This is a genomic window from Prevotella lacticifex, assembly GCF_019973375.1.
GTDB lineage: Bacteria > Bacteroidota > Bacteroidia > Bacteroidales > Bacteroidaceae > Prevotella > Prevotella lacticifex.
In genome coordinates this window covers 140551-165000 of sequence record NZ_BPTV01000004.1, presented here as the reverse complement: position 1 = coordinate 165000, position 24450 = coordinate 140551, and the positions used below count along the sequence as shown (strand labels likewise).

Below are 24450 nucleotides of genomic sequence, written 5' to 3'. Positions count from 1 at the left end.
CTTTCCGGTTGCATCCGGTGTCCATTCGACGGAGTAGTTCTTTGTCTCGTCGACACCGAGGGGCTCGTCAACGACTTTCTGAGCCACCACGTCACCGCTCTGAGCATCAATGATTTCGATGGTGAATCCGCTGACGGCCTTGTTGCCCTCGTTGGTGACGTCGACACCGAAGGAGTAGGGCGCGTTGACATTTGCTGTGGCACTGCCCTGGACGTTCTTCAGACTGACGTCGGTGGCACTGTACTCACGGATGTTCACATCTTTAAGATATATCACGCCGCAGTCGGCATCGGAGCAGGCGAGGAATCCGACGTATCCGTCGCCGCTCTTAGGCTTGAACGTGCTCTTGCCATAGAGGTAGTTGCCACTGGCTGTGTGGAACTCTCCGAGGTCGTCGATCATTGTGTTCAGACCGGCTGCCGTAGCCTGCTGGCCATAGTAGACTTTCATCTTCTCCATTATCGGCGTATGGTCGTCGGCGGTCACCCAGTTGGACGAGTAGTAGGTGTAGCGCACCTGATACTGCTTGTTGCCGTCGAAGTTCATGGGCGGTGATACAAGGAAGTCGTTGGCTGCGCTGAGTGAGTAGTAATAGTTGGTTACCTTGTTGCCCTCGTCGAAGAACCATGTCGTGCCGTCGTTGTTGACATCGATGGCCTTCCATTCGTTGAATGCCGGCTTCGTGTTCAGCGAGTCGGTGTACGGGATCTCCACCGATGGACCGAACTGCTCGACCTTCGAGCTGACGGTGTCGCCGGTGCCTTGTGCGTTGGACGGTATGACCTGATAATAATATCCTGCATACTTCGACACATTATCGGTTACGGTGCTGTCGGCAGTAGCCTCGCTGACTACTTTTCCGTCGGGCTGACGGACGACCTTATAGCGCAGCGATGCCTTGTCGTACCATCCGTCGTTCAGGCCCTTCTCCGGACTGTTCCACGACAGTGTGGCTGTGTTGCCATTAGTGGCTAACGCAATGTTGCGCACCTTTCCCGGTTTGTCCTTGCCCACGAAGATGCGGGCTTCCTTGTATACACCGTCACCGGCAGTGTTGTAGCCCTGTACGCGGTAGGTGTAGTAGCCGGGTTCGCTGATAGTGTTGTCGGTGTAGGTCTGAGCAGTCTCTGCCACCGTTCCGTCAGCGGTGTGGATGAGGTTGCCGTCGCGGTAGACGCGTACTCCCGAGAGCTCGGTGAGGGCATCGCCCATATAGTCGGTCGAAGGGTTGACCCATGCGAGGGTAGCCTCGTTGCCGCCCTTGGGAGCCGCGGTGGCCGTGAACGACCGCGGATATGACGGTGCCGTGGCCTCTACCTGCTGGTAGGGGATGGCAAGTGACGTAATCTGTGCCTGCGAGTTGAAGAGATATTTCGACTTCAGCTTTCCTGTCTTGCAGTCGACCTCGGCGAGATAAGGATTGCCGCTGCTGCTCTGCGACAGCCACCATAAGCGATGGTTCGTGCGGTCGAACTCCATGCTCTGCTGGTAGTAGACGTTCACCCCGAGTTTGGTGTTCGCAGCTACGGGTGTTGCCGTTGTCCGGCCTGCTGCGATGGTGTCGGCGGGAATCTTCACGAGGAAGGAGTTGTTGTTGTCGGTACTCTCCACATTCATGTCGCGTGCAATGCCATAGAGGTTGCCGTCGACATCGGAGGCGATGGTGTAGAGCAGATAGCCGACCTGTCCGATGCTGTCGGTCTCGCCCGTTCCAGGGTCTATGCGGTACAGATTGGAATAGCTGTCGGCGGGCGACTCGGTATTCTCATTGAACTGTACGCCATAGATTTTTCTCGTCACCGGGTCGTAGGTCATATCGTTGATGAGCAGACCGGAGGCTACATTCACCGATCTTATCGGACTGAAGGCGCCGGTGAGTGGGTCGATGGTGCCGACGGCATAGGGTACGAGGGCTCCCGGACCGTAATAGGTGCAGGCATAGCCGTAGAGCGTGTTGCCGGCGAAGGTTGCTGCCGTGATGACCTTCGACACACCGAGCTCCTGACGATAGTCGTTGAGCATGGAGTAGGCGTCGGGGTTGTCGGTGGTGAAATCGACAACGGCGTTAGTGCGGTAGCGGTAGTCGAACTGGAGGAATCCCCACACCTTCGCTTGTCCGTCGGCTTGGTCGAAGAGCATGGTGGGTGCTGATGCCGGAGCGAACTTTACGGTTCCCGACTTCAGCAGAGGATTCTGGCATACCGCCGGGAGGTCGGCCGCAGCCGTAGCGTAGGGCATGGCCTTACCTTGCCGAGCTGTATTTCCCTCCTGGGCATGCATCTGTGCGGTGCCAAGGATTACGGCTGCTGACAAGAACATGATTGATGTTTTTCTTCTCATTGTTTTTGTTCTGTGTTGATAAAATAAAAGCGGGGAAAGCCGATGCCGGCAATCCCCGCGGTATGATTATGATTTATTTTGCGCTTTCGGTGATGGTCAGACCGCGGTGTGCCCAGCGGGCGTTCATCGTAGGAGCCTTTCCGTTGAATGTCATTGTAGTCTGCGCCTTTCTCGTAGCTATGCGCGGAGCCTTTGCCGATGTCGAGTTGCCCGATGTTGTCGTAAACTCAACCTTTGCGAGCGGACCCCATTCGTCGTTGATATTGCGTGCGATGGAACATGCCACATACTGTGTGTTGGGATCGGCATTCCATGTTGCGTTGTCAACACCATACTGATTCCAATAAGGATCCTTGCTGTTGTCGGCCTTCAGATAATCGATGACACCCTGCTCGCCCCACTGTGCGTAAGCCTCGGCGGTGATGAGCATGTCGCGGTGCAACGATGTCTGGTCGTTAGGAGTGTAGGTGACCTCCTGGTAGTTGCCGTTTTCGGTTGTGACATAGTTGCCGATGGTGATAGTCACCATGGCTGTGCCGGTGCCTCCCTGCTTGGCCGTCGAGGCGTGGGCGATGACCATTGGCGCATAGTTGCCGTTGGCATCCATGGGCAGAATGTACACCTCGTATTTCGTATCCGGTGCTAACTGGGTCCAGGTGTTAGTGTATTCAGTGGTATATGTCGTTCCGCTGAACTGCTTGATCATATCACCCATATTGACGAAACCGAACATCGGTGCCCACTGGTCGAACTGCTGCTGAGCCTGTCCGGCCTCGAAAAGGCAGATGGCGTAACCCTTACAGTCGGCGTTAGGCGTGAACTTCATCGACAGTGTCGTCGTTGTCGAATCGGTGGTCTGGCATGCCACGGTAGGACTGCCAATGAGTGCTGCCGCAGGAGTGGTGAAATCGGTCTTGGAAATCTTGCACGCTGTGTTGTACTTGTCGTAGGCCAGCGTGACGAGCGAATACTGTGATGCGGCCTCAAAGGGCTGGTCGAAACCGGTCATCTGTGCATTGGTGAATCCCTGATAATAGCGTGCCGCATTGATATTGTTGAGATAAGCATCGAGGGCTGCCGACGATGTGATGGCGTTGGCCCTTACTGTAGGCATGCAGGTGATGCGGTAGGAGGCACAGTCGGCAGTGGGCGTGACGGCCACCCAGAGGGTGTCGCCTGTTGATGATGTGCTTACCTTATTGACAGTCACTGTGGCAGCGACATCGTCACCGACATGATCGAAGTATATGCTGTCGACATTATCTATTGCGTAGCCCTGTGGGTTGCCCGACTTCGGCTGTACTATCAGTCGGTCGATATTCTGGGCACTGGCTCCTGCCACGGAGACAAGAGCGAGGAGTAGGGTAGTGATGGTTTTCATGACTTTCATTTTATGAATTTGAATGATTGGTTGTTGGCTTTAAGAATATACAGTCCCGGTGTCAGCTGTGTGGTGCTTATAGGTGTTCCGGTCCAGCGGCTGCCGCTTATGACGAGCGAGCCGTCGGCGGAGTAAACCGCGAAACGGCCTTCCCTTCCATTCCATCCGCTGACGGTTATCTGGTCACCATTGTTTGCGAATGACAGCTTTCCATCGGTCGACCGCAACTTCCCGATGCCTGTTGTGGCCGGAATGAATTTGATGCTCCGGATGTCGGAGAGGCTGATGGCCGACACCTTGCCGAGCCGTGACTTCACGTTGAGCACATCATCGGAGGGCATCAGCGATAAGATGCTCTCTACGCTGTCCTCCAACAGATGTTGTCCGCTATGGCCGTAGACCACCATCACCTTCTGGGCATGTGATGACAGCGGCAACAAAGCCGCTATGCCAAGGGCGATAAGTAATTTTTTCTTCATATTCCACAGTGTTTAGTTACATTGATTGGTTGTTAATTCTATTTCTGTTGTCTTATAAGAGGATTAATACTGTCTATCTGACGACATACTTGACGGTTGTTGTCCTCACACCGTCGGTGACCTTCACGAGGTAGAGACCCCGCTGCAAACCTTGGTTGTCCACCTCTTGGCCGGCCTGATTGTATACGGCTACGACCTTGAATCCGTTGGCAGTGGAGAATGCCTTGCCGTCGCAGAACACTGTCGGGCGCAGCTTTTGGACGGTCGTCTGATAGATGCCGTCGGTGATGCCAAGCTGGCACTGTGCTGAGTTGAACACCGAACAATTGAGCGGTTGACTGCTGTCGTAGTTGCTCAGGAAAGCAACGATGCGCATGTTGTTGACATTCCATGACGGATCGATGTCGAGGTTGGCCGTTATCGAGTCGGCATGGTTGCTGACATCGACTTGGTCGCCCCACGCTCCGTTGATGAACTTCCGCACGATGCCATTCTCCTTGTCGAGTCCGGGGGTTAGTTCCACGGAGTCCTCGACGGCGAGCAACGTCATACGCAGCGACTTCTGATGTGGCATCTCCCTAACCTGACTCTCCACCTTCGCCTTGATGTTTGCCACGGTGTGCGCGTCGTTGAGAGTGGCACTGACATCGACCGTGGCAAAAGTCGGGATGCCGGAGCACTGGTCGAGCAGATAGGTGAGCAGTTCGTTGTACTTTACGAAGTATGCCGGACCGCGGTTCTCCATGTCGGAAAACTCCTCCCTGTCAATCATCATTGCCGGAGTGAATGTGCCATCGCTGTCGAAGAACCACGAATAAGATGATACTCCCGGCACTGTCTTCTCCATGTGGTATTTCACCCAGATGACGTCGTCGCGGTCGCTGACGGCAATGTTGTAGACACTGTCGGCCAATAGCGACTCTCCATTCTTCGTTGTCGTGAACTCCTCAAGAAGAATCTTCCGTTCCTGCGCCTCAGCATTCTCCGGCACGATATATGCATAGGAGCTGCGCACATTGTCGGACGTGTCGGCGTCGGCACCTCCGTTGATGCCGGTGATATTCACCGTGAAGTCGTTGTTACCTTCGAGGGGGAATGTGAATCCGTCGATGTCGACCTTCTTCATCTCGTTGTGGGCCAGTGCCACACCGGAGACTTGTTTTGTGGCGAAGGTCTGCCCGTCTTTCCGAGCCTCAATGGTGAATCCGTCGACGGTGTCGAGACCGTAGTTCGTTATCTGTACGCTCATCGTCGTCGGCGTGTTCTGCCTCACCATATTATAATTGTCGATACGGTCGAGGCCGAGGTCGCGCGGCGGCTTGTTGTTGCCCTTGGCATAGGCACGGATGCAGAAATCGTAGTTGATGAGGTCGACTTTCGTTTTCCACCATTGTCCGTTCATCCCATACCAATCGACATCGGGTGTGCCTCCTGAGTTGAACTCCATGGTGAGAATCTCACTGTTGTCGGCCTCGATATGGTTTGGATAGGCCACGTAGCCGACATAGATTCCTTCCTCGCCGGTTATGACATACGGCTTTTTCAGTGTGATATTGTTCCATCCTGCGTGATGGTCCCTCACCGTCTGAACGATGCCCTGCTTGCTGTAGAGGTCGTTTTTGATGAATACGGTCATCGACGACCCTACCTTGTCGGTATTGGCATAGCTCACCTGATATATGGTGTCGCCGACATATTTCTTCAGTATGTCCTTCGAGATGTATATTGCGGCGCCAAGTTCGTTGTCGTCGGTCTCAGTGCCCTGGGCACGTATCGACGCCCCGAGCTTGTCGCCGTTGCAGAATCCGAGTCTCACATCCTGCGTCTGTGCCGACAGTCCAGCCGTTGAGAGGACTGCCGCCGCACAGAGCGAGATAGTGTTTAAAAGAGTTTTGTTCATTTACCAAGAACTATTTTAGCTGTTGAGACAGCACCATTTTCATTCTTCATTCTTACGAGGTAGAGTCCGCGGTTCACGTTGATGCCAACCATTCCGCTGACGTTGCTCATCGCGGCCACCTTGCGGCCGCTTGCATCGTAGACTTCGATGGTCTGCATCTTCTCGTTGAGAAGGAGTCCTCCAGGAACAACGACGAACTTCCGGTCTTTCCCTGTTACCACCTTTGCGATGCCGTTGGCGAAGTTGATGGAGAACAATGCCACCGGTTTTCCGCTGACGGGATAAGAGCTCTGAGTATAGTCGAACGGATCAGTACCGTTGTATCTCAGCATTCTGAGCTTCTGCCAGTTCTCGCCGCCATAGATGTCGAAGAGTGCCGGGAACATCTCTGTCGTTGTGCCTTCCTTCCATACCTGCACGAGCAGATTCTTCGTGTGGTCGTAGTTGAACGGAGTGGTGAAGATGAAGTCCATGAGCTGTGTGCCTCCGGTCTTCACGGTCTGCTGTCCGTCGTAGACAAGTGTGAGGTTGTCGGCGTTGACCCATCCGTCGGAGGTGGTATAGAGGTCCTCGCTGTCGGTTGTACCCATGTAGATCTTCACGTTGACCGGCTCCGTCTCGGCATAGAGGTCGTTAGGAGTATACTGGAAAGCCATTCCGTTGATCACTCCGTCGTCCTGTCCGAGTTCAGCAGAGGTGTATACCGTCTGTATCGTCGAGCAGGTCTTGAAGAACGTCATCGGCTCCGTCGTCGACTGGCTGAGGTCGTTGTTCTTGCATGTCACATTGTAGTCGAGACCGGTCTCCTTAACCTTTACCGTCACTGTATCGCTGATGTCGTTGCTGCTGTCCTCATCGCCGTCGAGGGTGACCTTAGCGTAGAGGCGCACGGTGCCGACCTTGTCGATGACTACCGGAACCTCGACATCCTTGTATGCCTGCGACTCTATTGTCTCGTCGACATCCTTCGAGCTGAGGACATCGCCGTCGGCATCGGCAACAGTCACTTTATACTTGTTCTGCACCTTCGATCCGGCGTTCATAACCTTCACGGTGACAGCAGCTTCCTTACCGCTGACAATCTCAGACGGCGGTGTGATGGCCGTCACAGTCAGGTCGTTGTCGTAGACTTTCTCAACCTTGAAGTTGCGCACGGCGAAATAAGAGCCGTACTGAGTCTTGGGACTCATACAATGGACTGAAAGATAATAGTCGCCGTCGGCAGCCGGTGTGAATACATCGGCGAACTCCTGGAGATCGTCGTTCTGAGTCGGGGTGATGTCGTCGTGGGTAGCTATCACCGTCTTCTGGGCGTCAGCAGTGGCAGCGGTGCCCATGGTGAATGCAAACTTGTGAGTCTCCTTGTCGCTGCCGAGCTTCGTGAGTGCCGAGACACGGTATGCATGACCACCGAGAAGATGCACCGGTGGACTGACAAGATAATCGTCGAGATCGTCATAGTAGGAGAGGTAAACGCGGAAGTCCTTGAAATACTCGTATCCACCGCCAGAATAAGCGAATGTCTTTCCGTCGTAATTGTTGTCGATGGTCTGCCATTTTGCAGCTTTGGCAGCATTGTCGAAATCCTCAAAGAATGTTGGCTCATAACCCTTTCCGGCGAGGAGCTGTGCCGATGTTGTGCTGTCGCCGACACCGGCTTTGTTCTTTGCCACCACGGTGTAGCTGTATTTGTCGAAGAAACCGAGGTTGTCGTCAACGTAGCTGTTGCCGGTGAGGTCGGATTTTATTGTCTCATTGCCCGGATTACGGATGATGTCGTATTTCAGCGAGGCCTTGTCGTAGCCCTTTCCCGTGTGACTGGCCGTCGGCTCGTCCCACGACAGAGCAACATTCTTGTCCTGCACTGATGCCGTGAGGTTGCCGACATTACCCGGAACGTCGCTGCCTACGAACACTTTCACGCTGTCGACGAGACCCTTCTCACCGCTCTGGCGGTAAGGAGTGAGATAATAGGTGACAACGCCTTTCTCTGGATTGTTGTCGGTCCAAGTGCATTTCTCTCCCGCCTTGCTCTCTATCGTCTTCACGACATTGTCGCGGCGGTCGCGGCTGACGGCCACCTCCTTGAACTCTTCGAGACTGTCGCCGCGCCAGTTCACGCTCGGGTTCGTCCATGACAGGCTCACCGTCTGCTCGTCATCGTCGGGAGCCACGGCCTTCAGGTCGGTCACCTTTCCTGCCGCGTCACGGCTGTCGGCACCCTCGAAAGGAATGTACAGTCCCACGACGATATCGTTGGGCAACGTGCTCTCTTTCGTTATCGAGCCCGTCACGGGGTTGATGGCGTAGACGCGCTGATAGGCATCGTTGCTTGTGCCGAGCCAGTAGAGGGTATTGGAGTTATGGTCGAACTCCATGGTGTGTACATAGTTTGATGATACCGGCTGTCCGTCGAGTTTCAGTTCCTTGCTCTCAACCTCGCTGAAAGAGTCGTTGGGGTCGAGTTGCGTGAGATACGACCCGGTGTTGTCGCTATTGCTCTTGATGACATACACGTTGCCGTCGTAGTCGGCGGCCATACACCAGGCATAGAAGTCGAGCGACGCCACCTTCTCCGATGATCCGTCGGTGAGGTTCACCTTGTAGACATCCGACAGGTTGTTGTCGTCGGGATTCGATGCCAGAGCCCAGCATGTATGACGACTGTAGTCGTATGTCATGTCGTAGATGAGGAAATCGTCGGTCGAACCGGAGTCATCGGTTATCGTCGTCACCTTTCCCGTCTTGAAGTCGATGGTGACGAAGGCCAACGGTCGGACGATATAGGTATACATCTTCACCTTGTAGCCATAATACTTGTCGCCGCAGAAAGCTCCGCAGCGCAGCCGGTTGATGTGTGCACCGTCGTCGGCAGAGTCGACATCGGCTATCCAGTGAATCTTGTCAGCATTCTTACTGTAGAACGAGACATAGGGAGCGGTCCATAGGCGTCCTGCCCTGTGGCTCCATACATCAGCACTCCCTTGTCCTCGTTGAGATTGACGCTCTTCAGCACGGTTTTTCCGGCGGGGGCGTCTTTTTTCGTTTCCGGCGGCAGCTGGTTGCGGTGCACCTGAGCCATAGCCGTCTGACTGATTAGGAAAAATCCTAAGCTATATATAATAAGGTGTAAGTAGTTTCTCATAAATGTTCGTGGTTGTTGGATCTTGCTTGCCGTCCGATTGGATTCTGTCCTTGTGGCGCAAAGCCTCCTGATGTTATGATGAGCACTGCCGGACGGCAGCGTGTTGTCCGGCCGACAGTGCTATAGAGTCTAAAATACCACTTTCACGGTATTGTCCTTAGTCTTCACGATGTAGGCACCGCTCTTCAGCGGGAGGGCCATGGTGCCGTCGACGGTGCGTCCGTTGTAGACCATCTTTCCGTCGATGGTATAAACGCTCACCGGTCCGTTGCCGTTGACCATCAGCTTACCGTTCTCCACGAGTACGGATGCCCGGCTCAGACCGACACTCTCGATGCCGCTGACGATGCCCACCTCCTCGGTGTCAGAGAATCTGCTCTCCTTGATCTGGTATGTGCTTGGATTCGTCTTCACTGCGCTAACCTTGTGGGTTATCGGGCAGCCGTAAGCCTTTGCCGGTACGGTGATGCTGTCGTCGGTAGTCTCGAGCCAGCGTCCGTAGACGAATGGGTCGACGAATGTCTCACCGGCTTTGTAGTTCTGACTGACAACGAGGTTCTTCATATACAGATGAGCTGGTGCCCATACAGCGTAGATGCCGATCTTCGAGCGTGCCGAACCCTTTGTGAGGTTGATGGTGTAGTCGCCGAAAGCCTCCGGCGAGATGCTGTCGGTGTACTGCAACTCAGCCTGACGGTAGTCGCCGATATTGTCGTCCCAGTTGAAGAGTGCCACGGCACAACGTGTGTAGCGTGTCTCCTTCGTTCCGTCGTTATACCATACGTCGCCCTTGTCGCCGCGCAGCTGTACCTTCACTTTCACCTTTCCGCCATCTTTCGAGAGGTCGAGGTCGGGCGATACGAGACCTGCGTCTTTGTGGTTGAAGATATACTGCCATCCGTCGACGCACACGCATCCCGGATACGGAATACCGTTCTTTGCGTCCCATCCGGCCTGCGACGAAGGTGTGATGAAATAATCGTCGTAAGAGTAGTAGGTAGGATCGTCGAACGACCATGTCACCTCTGATCCATCCTTCATCTGTAGACCGTCGAACGACTCGTTGGTCAGCGTGAACTCGCCGTCGCTGTCGGCCGTGCGGGTGAAGTAAGCCCAGTAGTTATAGCGTTCGGCGGTAGGCACGTCGCTCCACTTGGCAACGTATGTCGTGTCCTCGATTGTCGACTTCTCCAATACCGGAGCCTCAAGGTCGAAGACCTCATATTCCGGACTCTCAAACGACTCCTGACCCTCGGCGTTGACGGCGCGCACGGTGTAGTAGTATGTCTGCCCTGATGTAGTACCGCTGACGGTGGCTAAGGTGTCGCTGACATCCATGTCCTGCTTCAGGTAGTCCTTTGTCGTCTGGGTGCCGTCGTCGGACATCTCCTTCGAGTATACGTTCAGCTTGTAGCCCGTAGCGCCGTCCACCTTTGTCCAGTGAGCCACGAAACTCGAGCCTTTGTAGTCGGTGTAGGGCATTGCCGTCGGCATCTTGATATGCGGTTTGATGGTGTAAACCCTCACGTCGTCGATGTACACGCGGTGAACCTCGTCGTCCTGACTCATCTGCTGGCGCACTATATTAAATAAGGTGTAGTTGCCGGCACCGTAGAACGACACTGTGTAGGTCTGCCACTCAGGTGTAACGGTGACGGTTCCCGAACCGAGCATATCCCACGTCGGCGACATATTGTATGTCTCGGCAGCTTCGACGATGATCGGCTGGTCGGCCACGCCGTCGTCGGTGCGGGCCTTGAACTCGAGGAATACCACACCCTGCTGTTTTGAGCAGTCGAGCATCGGCGTGTTGAGGTTGCCGCCATCGTTGTCGGCTGTCGATACCACCTCACCGGCAGGATAGATGTTGTGGCCTCCCCATCCCGGTACGTGGGTGTAAACTGGAATCATGTTTATCCAGAACGGATACGACGACACCGTGTCGGAGGTGAGCTCCACCGATGTGTCTGGATTGCCGATACTTCCCTCGTACATATTTGAGAAGTCCTCATAGAGCACTGTCGTCGAGTCGCCGTAAGCTAACGGATTCTGCACGCGCATGACATTCTTCATAGTGGTCTTGGCCTTTGCGAAGTCCATGTGCTGTTCCGTGGCTGTCGTCTTCACGACACGCTTTGTGAGCTGCTGCGCCGTGGCCTGACCCGTGCCGGCCACGGCGGCGAGTCCCAGTGCGATAAGGGCTCACTGGATATTTTCCGTGGAATAATAGTGAGAGGAAATATAAATCTTTATACTGTCATTATCGCTCTGGCTTTTTCAAACGGAAAATGGAAAAGAAAATCATGTACAGGCTTACGCTCCATGGGGAGCTAAAGCTTGTACATGACTATTTTCCAAAAACTTATTCTCGATTCAGGGTGACGCATTGACGAAGTCAGGAATCTGAGAAGTCAGTGGGCGAGCAGAACACGCGCAGATTCCGCAGATGTTTCCTTTTGCGGTGCCTGCGTGATAATCCACTTTTGCGTCTTTGCTCTAATGAATCCTCGTTTAGGTTGATTTTATTCAGGTGCAAAGGTACAACATTTTTTTCCCGAATCCAAATTCTACAGGGTAGAAAGGGGGGTAGAATGAGGTATAGAAAGGGGTATAGCGTCGTCGGTCGTGAAGAATATTGGCAGATGATGGGAAATAATTGCTCTGAATGCTTGCACAGTTAATAGAATAGCATTATATTTGCAAATGGTAATGGCCATTACCGTAATGGCTATTACCATACGTGTGATAAATAAGAACAGATTATGAGATTCTATGACCGTGATGAGGAGATAGCAACTCTATCGCAGATAGTAAAGCAGAGCCGTGAGCAGTCGCGAATGACGGTGCTCGTGGGGCGACGCCGTATAGGTAAAACGGAGCTTGCCAAGCGGTGTGGCGACACACGGATACTGTATTTCTTTGTGGCGCGGAAAGCAGAGAGTCTGTTGTGCGAGGATTTTGCACGGGAGGCGGAAAATAAGTTGGGCATTCCTATAGGCCATTTTACCTCGGTAGCCGATCTCTTCGGTTATCTGCTCCAACTGTCGGAATATCAGCCTTTTACGATTATTATGGACGAGTTTCAGGATTTCTATCGCATCAATTCGGCAGTGTTCAGTGAGATCCAAAACCAATGGGACAGATATAAGGACCGTGCCCATTTGAACCTTATCATCAGTGGCAGCATCTTCACCATGATGAAGCACATCTTTGAGGATTCCAAAGAACCCTTGTTCGCGAGGGCTCAGAAGAGGATTACGGTAAGACCATTCAAGACATCCGTTCTGAAGAGCATTCTCAGCGACTACAACCCACAATACACCCCCGACGACCTGCTGACGCTGTATGCCATCACCGGTGGTGTGGCGTGGTATGTCACCCTGCTCATGGACGACGGCTGCTACGACCGCAGGAAGATGCTTGAGGCACTGACTGACCGTAACTCGCTGTTTGTCAATGAAGGACGAAATATTCTTGTTGAGGAGTTTGGTAAGGAATATACAACGTATTTCTCCATCCTCAGCTGTATTGCCGACGGTATGTACAGTCGCGGTGAGATTGAGACCCGACTGAATATGGATAATTTAGGGAGTTATCTGAAACGGCTGGAGGACGATTTCCAACTCATCAAGCGTCATGTGCCAATCTTCGAGACCGCCAGTTCGAAAAAGACACGTTATGAGTTGAACGATAACTTCCTCATCCTATGGTTCCGGTTCTTCTATAAATATCAGGCACTGGTCGAAAATGATGCTCTCGGACAGCTCGCCCGTATCATCGCGCGTGATTTCGACCAATTCTCTGGGTTCTGCCTCGAACGCTATTTCCGGCAAAAACTGCGTGAGACGGGACGCTACACGCGTATCGGCGGGTTCTGGAACAGAAGTGGAGAAAACGAAATCGACATCGTGGCCGTCAACGAGATTGACAATACTGCCGACATCTTCGAAGTGAAACGTCAGAAGAACCGCTACGATAGAGCGACGTTACAGGCCAAGGTCGACAATATGCTGAAGGTTTGCAAGCCTTTGCGCGGCATGACGATTACTATCGGCTGCCTGTCGATGGAGGATATGTAGGTATTCTGCGGCTGAGGTGTGGAATAGTCTTTGTATCAGTTCTCTAACAAATCTGACAATGTTTTCAATATAGAAGGAGAATTCATATTATACATGAAAATAGTCGTGAATGCTGTGTTCTTCGTGCACATCATGTGCTACTAAATTTCGTGAGAACAACTCGCATCTCTTGATTTTTTTCATCATTGGCTCAAGAATCAAATACGTATGAATTAGTTGTCTCCGCAATTTAGCTGCCTTGACTGCGGTACTGCGAATATTTGGTTCAAGGCAATATGAGAAAGTATCAGGATTCGATTGAAAGCTGTTATGCTCGATTGTTCTTTTAGGATAACATTCACTGTACTTATCCTTTTCATCTTCAATCATTGTGAGTTGAGACTATTTTGTTATTTACTCTCATAATGAGAGCGGGAAAGGAGCAAATTATCTCTATCTTTGTAAGAAAAGAAAACAGATGAAGTCAGCTATACAGAATGATGTCATTTTTCGTATCAGATCGTTGCGAGAGAAAAATGGCTACAGTCAATTGCGTATCGCAGAGCTGTTGGGACTTAGCAGTGGTCAGGTGGGAAATATTGAAACACCCAAGCAACCACATAAATACACCTTGGCGCAGCTTGAGGTGCTTAGTAATGAATTTCACATACCTATCGAGCAGTTGTTTTGCTCAACAGCTGAAGAGGCATCGAGAATAACGATAAAGGAATTAGTTCACAAGATTATTGAATATCAAAAATGAAAAAGACTATTACTAACCAGGAGGTGGCAGCTTTGTCCAACGCTTCTGTCTATCCTTTCCCCAAATACACCACGATGCTGATTAATCAGATCAACCAAACGGCGCAGGGTACCCGGCCGAAAGTAGTAGGACAGATGTCGGAATTGATTAAGGAGTTTGACGGACAGACTTTGGATGAATGGAAACGATGGTACGACAGTAGGCAACCGCAAGCCATTGACAAGGCTACTGCAAAAATTTACGCCCAATTCTTGAAACTGAAGGAGGCCATGAATCTGATAGACGAGAATCTGATTAGGGAATGGGTGAAGGATCTTGTTTATAACAAGACTTTCTGTGGATTGAGAGTTCAACAGGCTATCATTGCTTTTATCGCTGAGGAAGTCGGCAAAAAAGGGAAGTGGCGATTGGCTACCAAGGATGAGGAGGCAAAAGGCATAGACGGCTATATTGATGGAAAGCCAGTACAAGTCAAGTCCTCCACATATAAAACGGAATTCCAGTTGAGGGAAGTAATAAAAGCCCCTATCGTCTATTATGAGAAGAAGAAAAGCGGTTTGACGGTAGAATTCAACCCTGAAGATTTCAAATCATAGAAAATCACTGAGTGGGCGAATCTTAGCTCTGTAAGTGTTCCTGTCCTCCTTAAGTATTGGAAGATTTTTAAGGGGGACAGGACGATTGATGAAGTGCAGTACATAATAATAATCAGCATGGGACGGAGTGAACCCTAATTTTTGCAGGTCTTCTTTTTTCCATATCTGATACATTCCTTTTTTGCACAATTTGAACAGTTCGGCGTCGTCGCCGTTGGTGTGAAGCAACAAGTATTCAAGGCGTTCAAACCCCGACTGTATGAGCAATGAACCTTTTACGTCACCAGCCCTGAGATAGCATATTCCATTTTCTTTCATCAACAGTCTTGTAGATTTGCGTGCATGGTTTATCAATACCATAGGCTGTTCGATACTGATGAACTCTCCTTTTGTTGACAGTTCTTCTTTCATGGAGTGACCGATGCTTATTTTAGAGCCGTAGGTATTATTGCATCCGTCTTGTTTGTTGATTTTTATTGTATCAACAAACTTGTATGGCAGGCTGTCCAACATGTTTTCTCGATCTATGATGCTCCTGTCTTCAGCAATATCAAAAGTATCTCCACTTTGTAATTGGTCTATCACCTTTTCTTTGTAAAATACATAGAAATCTTTGTTGATTTCATATCCAATGGAATTTCTGCCACAGTTGGCGGCGGCCAAGGCTGTAGTGCCGCTGCCCATAAATGGGTCTAATACAGTGTCTTCGGTGAAAGAAAACATGCGTATGAGCCGTTTCGGCAGTTCCTCAGGGAATACAGCTATGTGCCTGTCCTGGCGCGCTCCGCTGAATGTCCAGTGCGAAGTGAAGTATTTGTCCCATTCTTCGGGTGATAATTTTGATGCCTCTCTCTGGCTACTTTTGACGGCCGGTGCCTTGCCTTGTTTTTTGAACAGCAGTATATGCTCAAAGTCTATCTTTACAATACCGTTTCTTGGATAAGGGTAGCTGCCCATAACCTTTTGACCGCCAGTAGTATGCATGTTGGTAGGTTTCTGCCAGATGATGTCGCCCATATAGTCGAGGCCCAAACACTCGCAGAATCTTATTATCTCTGCATGAATAGGGATAACCTTATAGCGGCCGTAATAAACCGACCTGGCGAATTGGTCACCGATATTGATGCACAACCGGCATCCGCTTTTAAGCACGCGAAAGCACTCTTTCCATACAAGGTTCAGGTTGTTGATATAGTCTTCGTATGTGTCGTTGTAGCCAATCTGGCGCGCGCTCCCATAGTCTTTCAACTGCCAGTATGGAGGAGAAGTTACGATGAGATCGATAGACGCATCTGACAATAGAGACATCTTTCTGCTGTCGCCAAAAATAAGTAAGTGTCTCGTGTTCATACGATTGCGGCAAACAAACCTTGTCTGATGGGTTGATAGTTTAAATTAGAATGATCCTCAACTTCCACTACCCAACTTTTACTCCCAGGCTGCAATGATATTCTTTTCAGATAGCATAACTCCATGGCTTCTTCCTGCTTAGTCATAACTTCAACATTCATTGGAATGTTAAAATGCTTGATTTCCTTACCGGAGGCCTTGCGCTCTTTAATGAAAGCCACGTGATTGTCAAATCTTTGTTTGATTAAATCATTGCATCTGTCAATATTCATGGATTTAATGCCAGAAACGGCAATATCACCCATGTGTTGGTCAATGTCATATCCGATGCTGTTGCGCCCTAACAGGACAGCGGCTTGCATTGTCGTGCCTGTACCTGCGAAGGGATCCAATACGGTGTCGCCTATCTGGGAGTACATGTTGACCAATCTGTATGGAATCTCAAAAGGGAAGGCTGCGCTGCGTTCGCGCGACTTTGACTGCTTTATACTTTGCTTAGTGCCTTTAACCTCCCAAATATCAGAGAACCAGACGTTTCGTTCCTCCCAGAAGAATGCACTTTTGCAGCGGTTCTCTCTGGCTCCTTTCTCCTTGAAGACGCGTTTGTCGCCCTTCCGAAAAATCAGTATCCATTCGTGTTCGAGAGTGACATAAGCTCCACATGGCAGCATGCCACTGCCCATGAATTTATTGGGTGCGTTGGTCTGCTTGCGCCAAATGATGTTGGGTAGCCCGATGAATCCCGTATCAAGGCAGGAACTGATGATTCGGCTGTGGTTGTTGTATAATTTAAACCGCCCGTTGATAGTCCGTGTCGCATCGCCAATATTAATACATAAGAAACCTCCTGGCTTTAAAACTCTAAAGCATTCCCCCCACACCTTGTCAAGTTCCTTGTGCATAAGTTCGAAAGCCTTGTCAGGGGCTGAAGTCAACAAACCTTTAATCTCCTCATTTTGATTTGCCATAATGTCATCCCACATCTCTATCATGGGATACGGCGGGGATGTCACAACAAGGTCGACAGCATTATCTGCTATTGCTGACATTTTAGATGAATTTCCTATATAATAATTATGGTATGTCTTCATATTACAACTTTTCTGCAAATATACGACCTTTTTTCGACTCCTACAACATCATACTGCGTTTTCTTTCCTATCCATCTGTAACAGTACAACATTTACAGGGTATCCCACAAAGCAGTCTTTAGGCAAATGGTTCAACATATTCTTTACATATTGTTCTTCCGCATTGATAATCGCCTAAAAAATTTGAAAGAACCATAGCCATAGAAATTTCCTTCAGACTAACGGCGACAATCTTTGTGGGTTAGCAGAAAATTGTTTTCTTTGCAGATTATAAGGAGAATCCGCGCCAAGGTAATAAATAGTGCGGATGCAGTGATAAATAATGCGGTAAAGTAACAATTCGTGTACACACGACTTACGAAACTGACGAACGGCTCGCGACGCTGACGGAAAGATTCGACGCTGGCGGATGGCCTATGTTGCTGAGGAAAGGCCTGCGACGCTGACGGATGGCCTACGGTGCTGGTGGACAGAATCGACGCTGACGGCTATTGGCTCGGGGTATCGGCTATTGGCTCGTGGCCTCGGCGTATGGCTTGCAACGTTGACTGATGTCTGGCCTTGCTGATGTCTGGTCTATTGTGTTGACTGACAGCGACTTGCGTTTGCCGTGGCGGCTGGCACTGGCTGTGCGGTTGCGGGCGGTGCATGGATTGTGACAATAAATGACGAAAGTAATGAGAACAGCAAGATATATAAGTACGGTAGTTCTGTGGCTGCTTATGGCGGTGGGGTGCGGATGCTATGCCGAGACATCGAACGGCGAGCTGCGGCGGATAGCGTCGATGAGCGATAAGGCCATTCTCGCTGAGGGTGAACGGATGATGGACAACGGCAACGAGGACGGGGCACTGCTGCGCTTCGAGTTGCTCATCGGCCGTGCCCAGCAGGATAAGCAGCTCTACGCCAAGAGCTTACACGATGCAGGACTCGTCTACTACAACCGGGCTGCCTACACGAAGGCGATGGAATATTATATGAAAAGTCTTGACATCTGTGAGCAGATGAGGCTGACAAAGGAGACGGCATATCTGTATAAGGACATCGCCAACGTCTACTCGATGTGCCACGACTACGCCCAGAGCAGCCGTCTCTACAAGACCACGCTCACGATGGCGAGGAAGATTGGCGACCGCTCGCTGGCCAACAATATCCTCAGCAATCTTGTCTTTGCCTATCAGCCGTCGACACCCATCAGCCAGTACCGCGCATGGTACAACGAGCTCCGCAGCCATCCCGACAGCCGTCCGCGCTACCCGCAGGACGTTCTGCTCGTCGGAGGAACGATTTACGGCTATGAAAAGAATTTTACGGCGGCCATCAACGAGTTCCGCAAGGCCGTGGCTATGGCTAAGAGCCGGCATCTGACACTCATCAACCTCGTGTCGGCAAACGCCTCGTTAGCCGATGCCTTCGAGGACAACGGACAGCTCGACTCGGCAATATACTACCAGAATCTAAACCTGAAGATTGCCGAGGAAAACAAAATCATCACTCTGAAAATCAACGCCTTGCAGTCGCTGTCGAATATCTACCAGTCCATCGACAGGGCCAAGGCTCTCAATTTCAAGGCGGAATACTTGCAACTCAACGACTCCATCTTCGGAGTCAATGCGCTCAACGAAATCCAGAGCACGTATTTCTACCACGAGATGAACAAGAAGGTGAGTACAATCGACAATCTGAGTCGCACGAACGAGGCGAATATGAAGCGCATAAGCATGCAGCAGAAGTGGATTATCACCCTCGTATTCTTCACCTTGCTCTTCCTCGTCCTCCTCGTAATAATCTTCCGACAGAACAGGAAACTCGACAGCGCATACAAATATCTCTTTGAGAAATCGCAGCGTACTATCTTCTTGAAACAGAAGGCGGTACGCGGACAGCATACTGCCGGCAAAACAGAAAAGGCAGATGAAAGAGCAGGGAAAAATGTGGTCGTGGAACCGGCAGCCGTTTCCGCCACGACAGAGAAAATCCGTCCGTCGGCAACCGACAGTGCGACAACAGAGGTAAAACGGGCTGACGATGACGTGCAGAAGCGGGTCAATACGGAGAAAACCGCCGAAGACAGAGAAAATACGTATAATCCCGACACGGCGAAGGATGATACGCTAACCGACGAGAAGGGTAAAGCCATTCTCACCGAGGACCAGAAGAAGGATATCATGACAGTCCTAACCGATATCATGGAGAACCGGGAGGACTTCTGCGAGCCCGACTTCAGTATCGATACGTTGGCCTCCATTGCCAATACTAACACGCGGTATGTCTCGCAGGTGATCAACGAGGTCTACGGCGAGAATTTCCGAACCTTCCTCAACAGCTACCGCATACAGAAGGCTATGGAACGAATGAACGACAGCGTCAACTACGGCAACTATACCATCAAGGCCATAGCACAGAGTGTGGGCTATAAGTCGCAGGCCAATTTCATCAATGTATTCACCAAGACCACGGGCCTTAAACCATCGACATATATGAAACTGCTCAAGGATCAGCAGGAAGCGTGAAACTTCTCAAGGGCAGAAGTTGTGAAAATGCTTAATGGCTGATAGAAGTTGTGAACCTGCTCAATGGCTAAAGTTGTGAATCTGCTAAACGGCTAAAGTTGTGAACCTGCTCAAGGGCTAATAGGAATTGTAGCCCCCCATTCCAAGAATATCAATGAATCTGATGTGTGCAGCGCATTAAATATCAATGTGTTGCACGCATCCGCCGCGTGGCAATTTCCCGTCGTGTGGCATTGTGACAATATGGTGCGGCGTATACGATGGAATGTGCCGCGTATACGAATGTTATGTCCTACGTATATTGTGGCTCTCAACTGTGGACGGCTTCGTTAAATCGCATGATGCGCTTCCGGCGGACTCTGCTGAGGTCAATCCAGCAACTCTTCCTCAATATCATATCTCGGGCGATGCTTCACCTCAATCTGAATGACATCACATCTGGAGTAATTGACCTGGGCAATAACAATGGCAATGGAATAAGTGATGATGATGCCAAGCAATAAGAGAGTGCGTGGAATCACTTAGAGGAAGTGCGACTATGGCATCTGATACGATTCAGGCTTTGGCAGACATTCTCCTTGAACCGGATGGCAAGCTCAAAGATCTCAGTGATAAGAAAGGAAGATTAAAACTGCTCGATGCGATTACGAATAATTGCGCAAAGCAGGATGAGACTAAAGTTCTCATGTTCAAACTCCCTCAAAGTATTGCAAAAGTCATCCCGGCAAAAGTAAATGCCGAACTCTGCGATGATGACCGCAAACGAATAGACAATTTACAGGCACATTATTTTAAAGTGTTCTTACTGGGTATAGCCTCCGCAATCCTCTTCGGCTTCCTTTTCGTTATCACGGTATATAAGTCATGGAAATTCAACGACGTCAAAGAGCAGCATGAGCTGTATTACAAGCACAAGCAGGAGATCATAGACTTTGGCAAGTATATAAAGAACCGTTACCCTGACACCTTCACTTCTTGGGAAGAAACAAGACAAAGAGCCACAGAGGATGGCGATAACTGATTTAGTGGAGATTTTACGCATACGTTGTTCCAGATAATGCATACACCCCCACATAATATATAATGTGGCGGTGTTGTTGTTTAAGTCCTCATATTCTCCGTTTTCGTACACAATTAATTTTCTTTTCACTTTTTTATCCAAACATTTGCAAGTTTCAAAAATTATGTTTTACTTTGCGATTGAGTTTGAAGTTCGAAAGAATTTATAACTCAAGACATCGATGGAATTGAGCCTTCAGGGCAATGACGTATGTATACGCTAACGTCTTTGGCTCAAGAAGGACGTTTACGAACGTTATCTTCTGGTCTCGAATCTCGCAAATTCATTTCCAGAGAAGATGGGGCGACGGAACGTCCACGTAAGGTGTATTGTCTGTATACCTATAATAGGTATATTGTATAATATTCTCTTGGCGTGGGCTCTCTACGTTGCTTATCCTCTGGAATGGCAATGCGAGAGCCTGAGACCGGGATAAGCAAGTACAGGTTCCCACGTCTTTTTTATTTCCAATAACTAAACACAATATTACTAACGCCAAATCCGGGGACTTATCGGCACAAATCATCACAACTACATATGCCTAATATTTTGTTTAAGAACATCACTGACGGACAGAGAAACATTGAGAATAAAATTTATACTCTTGCAAAAAACAAAGGATTGTCTTCTGAAGAGATTGAACCAATTCCTGATGGTGTTGGTGATATAAAAGCTTATTGTGAGTCTTCTCCTAGAATTATGTGGATACTAAAAGAAGCATACGATAATTATGTCGAAGATAAACCTGCAGGAGGAGAATGGAACCTCTATGACGAATTTGACAATGAGAATGTTTGGACTATACCTACATGGCAGGTCATAGCTTACATTGTCTATGGAGTGAGAAACGAAAAGCACTGGACAGATATGCCTTGGGTGAGTGAGAACACATCCATGGTTAAAGATTTAAAAAGTGTTGCCATATTGAATATGAGTAAAATGCCCGCATATTCCTCATCTCCAACAGACATGACACCTCAGTATGAAATATGGCGATCAATTCTTTTTGAACAAATAGAATTATACAAGCCCAATATAATTTGTTTTGGAGGTACATTCAAATACTTCAAGAAAGATCTTGGATTGTCGGACTCAGAGCCTATCGACGGAGCTAGAGTATATAAAAGAAAATCTCAACTTCTATTAGATTTGTATCATCCACAACAAAGAACTATAAGTCGTGGAGATTACGTTGATAACGTCATAGATTGCATTGCGAAATGGTATAACCATTAATGTGAGATAATAATTCATGTTCCGGACATATTACTTTTTTGTCATGATATAAAAAGCCATTATGCATAATAATATCTATAAACTATTTATAGTCGTGATTTGTGCTGTTGTAGTTGCTATAATCCCTATAGGATTACTAGACAATGACGATGACACGAAAATAGAGTCCAACACAACATCACAAAATGAGCAAGCAGAAACTTTAGAAGACAAATATAATAACTCTTCAAAAGGAACAGCTTGCAAAAGTTCAACTAAAAGTAGCGACAAAGATTCTACAGCGTATACTGACAAAACCTATGCGGAAGTTTGTGATCCGGATGGTTGGACAAATGTCAGAGCCCGACCTACTGTAAAATCAGATATACTGAACCGAATTGACAACGGAGAAAAGATAGAAGTATCTATTGTCTTTGTAAACGGGAAACAAAGTAATTGGTACTTTGTGCCTAGATATAACGGTTATGTATATAAAAGTAAGATAAAGATAGTTCACTAGAACTAAAGCATACTAAATAACGAAATTAATTCAATAGTATCTATGACAAATCTTCTATTTACCACCTCGCACAAGTATAAACATTACATTTCTTCAGTGCTAATGTTATTCATTGCCATACTTACAATAACGCCTTTGATTGGATGTTCTGACGGCAGAATTGCTAAAGAATTAGATGGCGCATGGCAGACACAATATATTTCTTCTTTCGATGATGGAGAAAAAGATTCAACAACAGAAGTCCTTACTTTCATCTATGATCAAGAAAGCTCAAAAGATAATGGTTCCTTCATCGAAAGTAGAAATTGTAAAACTAATGAACTTGATGAAGACAACTACACATATAAAATCCATTATATGAGCACGGTCTCGGGGCGATATAAAATAACTGGAGGTAATTTATATTTGAACTATAATTTGTCAACTTTAGATGTTAAGATTGATCGTAAAGATGTAAAAATTACTCCTAAAAGTTTGGAGAAGGCATATGACATGTTTAATCAAGCACTTACTGTTGGTGTACTAGGGGATGCAGCTGGAACAGACGATGACTGGAAGCAAATAGCTGAATCGTGCAAAAAAGAGACCTATAAGAATCTTTTCCATTTATACAAAGATATAACTTCTAATGAAAAACCATATGAGAATATTAAAATAGATGGGAACAATATGTCTTATGATACAGATGACGGGGCAGTGTACTACATAAAGATAAACGGGAAACGAAATAACAACAGAGAAAAAAATGATAGTTATACAAACACTGATACTATTTCTGTTGCTAAAAACAAAACGAATATTGATTCTTCTACATCATCATTTTCTCAGAAAATGGAATCAACAGAATGGGTAGATAAAGATGGCTTAAAGATACCTGCATTCATGAATAATTCTGACGCATTTGAAACTGATGAGGATGGGAATAACTATTATGTGTATTCGTATGACAGTGTCATACTTTCTTCTTCTCCACGTGTAGGGTGGACTGCTTATGATTTTCCTGATGATTCTAAAACAATATCTCCAGGCGTTTATATGAAGACCTTTACGTATAATTCAAAGAAGAATCTTATTTGGTCAGGTTATACGAATGACGGAAGGATTTTTTACACGGCTATGAAGGAATATCCAGAAGGTCAAGTAAAGAGTTCCTGTATTTGGTCTGTTATCTATCCTAAGGAAGAGCAAAATGCCGTCGAACCAATAATTCAGGAAATAGCGAAATGGGGTAAGGATTAAGATATATGATTATGCAGAAAGAAACAAAAATTTGTCCATATTGTGGAGAAGAGATAATGGCATCTGCAAAGAAATGTCGTTATTGTGGAGAATGGCTTGTTGACGACAGCCAACCTTCAGTAAACATAAAGGCTGATGCCTCTAGTGGCGGCAACATTAAAACCAATGAAGGAAACATACATACATTACAAGACTATCTGCCTTGCAGTAAATATATAGTGGATTTAATCTACGTTGTAGGTGTTATTGCCTCTATTATTTTGGCTGTAAGTTACATGGATGAAGTTCCTACATGGCTGGGGAAAATCAGAATAGTAGCAGAAGACATGAGTACAGGTGTAGAACAACTAGCAACAATCATAGACGGAATATGTTTCTGTGCATTGTTGTTTATATTAAAACAGACGTTGGTAAATTATGGCAAACCATTTAATGGAGGAATGTGGCTTTTAATATCGCTGTACGCATTGTCTTCCATAATGGACGTCGTATATCCTAATGTGTCTTTTATTTCTATAATTATAGTTTCGTTAATGGTAGTAGGATTTATAACCATAGGTCTTCTAATGATGAATAAATATAGCGGAGATCTCAAGAAACTTGGAGGTGTGTTTGTATTTGCGAACGTACTTTTCCCTTTTTTTATCATTGCTTCATACTCAATCTTCAAATCTCCTGACCTAGAGGGTGTACTATTCATCTTGTCAAGCTTATATACATTGAGTTTGTACAGTTCTATAGATATTGCTATTGGCAGCTAATTAACCCAAGTTTGACGCTCTAATGTTTTTTTTCAGAAT

General features: G+C 48.3%; 18 protein-coding genes (1 of these 18 only partly in view). 9 read left to right on the top strand and 9 right to left on the bottom strand.

From position 1 onward, the window contains the following. The 7 genes from LDN30_RS15985 to LDN30_RS15955 all read right to left on the bottom strand — a co-directional run. Positions 1 to 2340: the 5' portion of a CARDB domain-containing protein gene (locus LDN30_RS15985; protein ID WP_223927220.1), read on the bottom strand. 936 nt of this gene lie to the left of the window's left edge; only the first 2340 of its 3276 coding nucleotides appear in the window; the start codon lies at positions 2338 to 2340; the stop codon falls past the left edge of the window. Positions 2341 to 2413: 73 nt separating this feature from the next. After that, the gene (locus LDN30_RS15980) at positions 2414 to 3730 is read right to left on the bottom strand and encodes a hypothetical protein (protein WP_223927219.1); all 1317 of its coding nucleotides are present in this window, start codon (positions 3728 to 3730) and stop codon (positions 2414 to 2416) included. After that, positions 3727 to 4200, bottom strand: a complete 474-nt coding sequence (locus LDN30_RS15975) for a T9SS type A sorting domain-containing protein (protein WP_223930243.1) — start codon at positions 4198 to 4200, stop codon at positions 3727 to 3729. The genes LDN30_RS15980 and LDN30_RS15975 overlap by 4 nt, the downstream gene beginning before the upstream one ends. Before the next feature lie 73 nt (positions 4201 to 4273). Then, positions 4274 to 6100: a CARDB domain-containing protein gene (locus LDN30_RS15970; RefSeq protein WP_223927217.1), complete on the bottom strand. Its 1827-nt coding sequence runs from the start codon at positions 6098 to 6100 to the stop codon at positions 4274 to 4276. Continuing rightward, on the bottom strand, positions 6097 to 8895 hold the full coding sequence (locus LDN30_RS15965) for a CARDB domain-containing protein (protein ID WP_223930250.1): 2799 nt from the start codon (positions 8893 to 8895) through the stop codon (positions 6097 to 6099). The genes LDN30_RS15970 and LDN30_RS15965 overlap by 4 nt, the downstream gene beginning before the upstream one ends. Positions 8896 to 8987: 92 nt before the next feature. Further along, positions 8988 to 9245 carry a hypothetical protein gene (locus LDN30_RS15960; RefSeq protein WP_223930242.1) on the bottom strand — a complete coding sequence of 86 codons (258 nt, stop codon included), beginning with the start codon at positions 9243 to 9245 and terminating at the stop codon, positions 8988 to 8990. 129 nt (positions 9246 to 9374) lie between these two features. Then, positions 9375 to 11420: a fibronectin type III domain-containing protein gene (locus LDN30_RS15955; RefSeq protein WP_223930241.1), complete on the bottom strand. Its 2046-nt coding sequence runs from the start codon at positions 11418 to 11420 to the stop codon at positions 9375 to 9377. Positions 11421 to 12007: 587 nt separating this feature from the next. Between LDN30_RS15955 and LDN30_RS15950 the strand changes: the two genes are divergently transcribed. The 3 genes from LDN30_RS15950 (at position 12008) to LDN30_RS15940 (ending at position 14662) form a co-directional block, all read left to right on the top strand. Next, positions 12008 to 13324, top strand: coding sequence for an ATP-binding protein (locus LDN30_RS15950; RefSeq protein ID WP_223930240.1), 1317 nt, complete (start codon positions 12008 to 12010; stop codon positions 13322 to 13324). A gap of 457 nt (positions 13325 to 13781) precedes the next feature. Beyond that, positions 13782 to 14066, top strand: coding sequence for a helix-turn-helix domain-containing protein (locus LDN30_RS15945; RefSeq protein WP_223927209.1), 285 nt, complete (start codon positions 13782 to 13784; stop codon positions 14064 to 14066). Beyond that, positions 14063 to 14662: an MjaI family restriction endonuclease gene (locus LDN30_RS15940; protein WP_223927208.1), complete on the top strand. Its 600-nt coding sequence runs from the start codon at positions 14063 to 14065 to the stop codon at positions 14660 to 14662. The genes LDN30_RS15945 and LDN30_RS15940 overlap by 4 nt, the downstream gene beginning before the upstream one ends. Here the strand turns inward: LDN30_RS15940 and LDN30_RS15935 are convergent. Next, on the bottom strand, positions 14657 to 16012 hold the full coding sequence (locus LDN30_RS15935; RefSeq protein WP_223930239.1) for a DNA-methyltransferase: 1356 nt from the start codon (positions 16010 to 16012) through the stop codon (positions 14657 to 14659). The genes LDN30_RS15940 and LDN30_RS15935 overlap by 6 nt on opposite strands. Continuing rightward, positions 16009 to 17103 carry a DNA-methyltransferase gene (locus tag LDN30_RS15930; protein ID WP_223927205.1) on the bottom strand — a complete coding sequence of 365 codons (1095 nt, stop codon included), beginning with the start codon at positions 17101 to 17103 and terminating at the stop codon, positions 16009 to 16011. The genes LDN30_RS15935 and LDN30_RS15930 overlap by 4 nt, the downstream gene beginning before the upstream one ends. Positions 17104 to 17780: 677 nt before the next feature. Here LDN30_RS15930 and LDN30_RS15925 point away from each other — a divergent pair. The 6 genes from LDN30_RS15925 (at position 17781) to LDN30_RS15900 (ending at position 24411) form a co-directional block, all read left to right on the top strand. Continuing rightward, positions 17781 to 19616 carry an AraC family transcriptional regulator gene (locus LDN30_RS15925; protein WP_223927204.1) on the top strand — a complete coding sequence of 612 codons (1836 nt, stop codon included), beginning with the start codon at positions 17781 to 17783 and terminating at the stop codon, positions 19614 to 19616. A gap of 511 nt (positions 19617 to 20127) precedes the next feature. Continuing rightward, positions 20128 to 20637, top strand: a complete 510-nt coding sequence (locus LDN30_RS15920; RefSeq protein WP_223930238.1) for a hypothetical protein — start codon at positions 20128 to 20130, stop codon at positions 20635 to 20637. A 588-nt stretch (positions 20638 to 21225) separates the two neighbouring features. After that, the gene (locus LDN30_RS15915; RefSeq protein ID WP_223930237.1) at positions 21226 to 21912 is read left to right on the top strand and encodes a uracil-DNA glycosylase family protein; all 687 of its coding nucleotides are present in this window, start codon (positions 21226 to 21228) and stop codon (positions 21910 to 21912) included. 61 nt (positions 21913 to 21973) lie between these two features. Next, positions 21974 to 22411 carry an SH3 domain-containing protein gene (locus LDN30_RS15910; protein ID WP_223927201.1) on the top strand — a complete coding sequence of 146 codons (438 nt, stop codon included), beginning with the start codon at positions 21974 to 21976 and terminating at the stop codon, positions 22409 to 22411. Between the two features lie 42 nt (positions 22412 to 22453). Beyond that, positions 22454 to 23650, top strand: coding sequence for a hypothetical protein (locus tag LDN30_RS15905; RefSeq protein ID WP_223927200.1), 1197 nt, complete (start codon positions 22454 to 22456; stop codon positions 23648 to 23650). An 11-nt stretch (positions 23651 to 23661) separates the two neighbouring features. After that, positions 23662 to 24411 (top strand): zinc ribbon domain-containing protein, encoded by a 750-nt coding sequence (locus LDN30_RS15900; RefSeq protein ID WP_223927199.1) that lies wholly within the window; start codon positions 23662 to 23664, stop codon positions 24409 to 24411. Positions 24412 to 24450: the final 39 nt, after the last annotated feature.

What these genes read in the sequence shown, in the direction of transcription:
- LDN30_RS15925 (WP_223927204.1), top strand. Translation starts at nt 17,781, where the DNA reads ATGAGAACAGCAAGATATATAAGTACGGTAGTTCTGTGGCTGCTTATG.
- LDN30_RS15945 (WP_223927209.1), top strand. Translation starts at nt 13,782, where the DNA reads ATGAAGTCAGCTATACAGAATGATGTCATTTTTCGTATCAGATCGTTG.
- LDN30_RS15975 (WP_223930243.1), bottom strand. Translation starts at nt 4,200, where the DNA reads ATGAAGAAAAAATTACTTATCGCCCTTGGCATAGCGGCTTTGTTGCCG.
- LDN30_RS15935 (WP_223930239.1), bottom strand. Translation starts at nt 16,012, where the DNA reads ATGAACACGAGACACTTACTTATTTTTGGCGACAGCAGAAAGATGTCT.
- LDN30_RS15970 (WP_223927217.1), bottom strand. Translation starts at nt 6,100, where the DNA reads ATGAACAAAACTCTTTTAAACACTATCTCGCTCTGTGCGGCGGCAGTC.
- LDN30_RS15900 (WP_223927199.1), top strand. Translation starts at nt 23,662, where the DNA reads ATGCAGAAAGAAACAAAAATTTGTCCATATTGTGGAGAAGAGATAATG.
- LDN30_RS15950 (WP_223930240.1), top strand. Translation starts at nt 12,008, where the DNA reads ATGAGATTCTATGACCGTGATGAGGAGATAGCAACTCTATCGCAGATA.
- LDN30_RS15940 (WP_223927208.1), top strand. Translation starts at nt 14,063, where the DNA reads ATGAAAAAGACTATTACTAACCAGGAGGTGGCAGCTTTGTCCAACGCT.
- LDN30_RS15960 (WP_223930242.1), bottom strand. Translation starts at nt 9,245, where the DNA reads ATGAGAAACTACTTACACCTTATTATATATAGCTTAGGATTTTTCCTA.
- LDN30_RS15905 (WP_223927200.1), top strand. Translation starts at nt 22,454, where the DNA reads ATGACAAATCTTCTATTTACCACCTCGCACAAGTATAAACATTACATT.
- LDN30_RS15965 (WP_223930250.1), bottom strand. Translation starts at nt 8,895, where the DNA reads ATGTATACCTATATCGTCCGACCGTTGGCCTTCGTCACCATCGACTTC.
- LDN30_RS15910 (WP_223927201.1), top strand. Translation starts at nt 21,974, where the DNA reads ATGCATAATAATATCTATAAACTATTTATAGTCGTGATTTGTGCTGTT.
- LDN30_RS15930 (WP_223927205.1), bottom strand. Translation starts at nt 17,103, where the DNA reads ATGAAGACATACCATAATTATTATATAGGAAATTCATCTAAAATGTCA.
- LDN30_RS15980 (WP_223927219.1), bottom strand. Translation starts at nt 3,730, where the DNA reads ATGAAAGTCATGAAAACCATCACTACCCTACTCCTCGCTCTTGTCTCC.